Here is a 1,861-nt window from a genome sequence, read left to right on the forward strand (position 1 = left end):
TTCCCTATTCGAATCGCATCAATTCTTGAACAATCTACAAATATTACCTCACTGTCTTCTTGTGCAAATGACACGATACCTTTCATCTTGTTAAATGAAAGGAAATAAGATACAACGATTTCGTTTCCAGCTATTACGATACTCTCAACCTTTGTAAAAGATTCTAGACTTTCTAAAAATTCACATATACTAGTTTGACAACATTGACAATTTCGTTTCGGCTCGCAATCCACTTACATTCAATCCCTTCCCTATATGTTTTTATCTAATATACATAATATGAACGGGATATAAGAAAAGCTTGGACAATATAATTTTAACATAAGGATATAATTAGTTACGCCTAACATCAATATGGAAATTACACCAATAATAAGTAATAACACATAATTTTTACTATAAATACATATAACAATTTCATCTTTCAATGAAAAAGCGTTATAATGAGGTGCAGCCTCTAAGATTACGTAATAAAGGAGATTAAAACAATGACTAAAATTAAAGTATATCAAGTAAACGAAGAAAATATGGAAGCAGTAAAAAACATTATTGATGTTGAGGAACAAAACCCAACTGCTGAGAACTTACAAAATCTATATACATGTGTATTAGATACTGAAGATATGGCATTACCTGAATCATACGTTGAAGAAGATATCTTAATTGATTCTATGGAAGTTATGGTTAACGCTTCTCAAAGCAAGCTAAGAGACTTAGGTACATATGATGTAATTGAAGTTCAAAACAAAGGTAAGAAAACACACATTTTATTATTAGCAGACGAAGAATACGAAATTATCGAAGGCTAATTCGACTCCGTACATAAGAAAAAGCTCCTTTCAAAATTCAAAGGAGCTTTTTCTTTACGCTTTTGATGTTTCACTTTTCACCTTGTTTTGTTCTTTCTTATATACCATGCGCTCATTTCCCATAAAGAAAATGAATACGAACGCTAAACTTGCTGGGACTAACGCCCACATAAATGTCTGAACGATTGAACTAGAAAGAGCTTCAATAATTTTATCTAATATTTGCGGCGGAATTTGAGATCTTGCCGATTCTGATAGAATAGCTCTTGAATCTCCTAAAGCGTTTGTATTCATTCCCCCGCTCATACCTTTAAACGCTTCTTCTAATTGATCCTGGAAACCAGTTCTTTGAATCATTCCGAAGATTGTAATACCAAGTGTCATACCTAATGAACGAATGAAGTTACTCGTTGAAGTCGCAGAACCGCGTTGCTCCATACCGAAGTTATGAATAGCAGCCATACTTAGTACAGAGAATGAGAAACCAACTCCAAAGCCGATAATAACCATATAAATTGTTAATAATATACGACTTGTTTCTGGCGTTAATGTACTTAATAAGAATAATCCGATTAGCATAATTACAGCAGAAATAATCATAATGTTTCGGTAGCTAAGTTTTGATGTTAAAAATCCACCTAACTGTGCTGTAACTACTGATCCTAACATCATTGGCAATAACAATAAGCCTGAGTTTGTTGCCGTACCACCGTATACACCTTGAATAAATAACGGAATGTACACAGTTGCTGACATAAATGCCGCCCCATAACATAAGGCGATAATTGTACTCATTCCAAACAGACGTTGTTTAAACATCTCAAATGAAATGATTGGTTCTGCTACTTTTCGTTCAATAACAATAAAGGCAATTACTAAAATAGCGAACCCTGCAAATAAACTTACAATAAAGTTAGAATCCCAATCATATTTTTGGCCACCTAATTCTAAGGCGAACATTAAACAAACTACTGCACCAACTAAAGTAATTGCGCCAAACCAATCAATCTTTTGTTCTCTATGAACTCGTGACTCTTTATAAAATAATGTAA

Annotated in this window: 2 protein-coding genes and 1 pseudogene; 1 reads left to right on the forward strand and 2 read right to left on the reverse strand. The window is 33.3% G+C overall.

Annotated elements, in window-relative coordinates:
* A pseudogene (locus AC1DTM_RS24720) lies at positions 1-233 on the reverse strand (BC_2878 family exosporium-associated protein); the annotation flags it as partial.
* A 255-nt stretch (positions 234-488) separates the two neighbouring features.
* Here AC1DTM_RS24720 and AC1DTM_RS24725 point away from each other — a divergent pair.
* Positions 489-809: a hypothetical protein gene (locus AC1DTM_RS24725; protein ID WP_016105129.1), complete on the forward strand. Its 321-nt coding sequence runs from the start codon at positions 489-491 to the stop codon at positions 807-809.
* Between the two features lie 54 nt (positions 810-863).
* On the opposite strand, the gene AC1DTM_RS24730 is transcribed toward AC1DTM_RS24725, so the two are convergent.
* Positions 864-1,861 (reverse strand): MFS transporter (locus AC1DTM_RS24730; RefSeq protein WP_477001123.1); only part of this gene is annotated, 998 nt, incomplete at its 5' end.

Source organism: Bacillus sp. P4_D3 (assembly GCF_056401855.1).

What these genes read in the sequence shown, in the direction of transcription:
- AC1DTM_RS24725 (WP_016105129.1), top strand. Translation starts at nt 489, where the DNA reads ATGACTAAAATTAAAGTATATCAAGTAAACGAAGAAAATATGGAAGCA.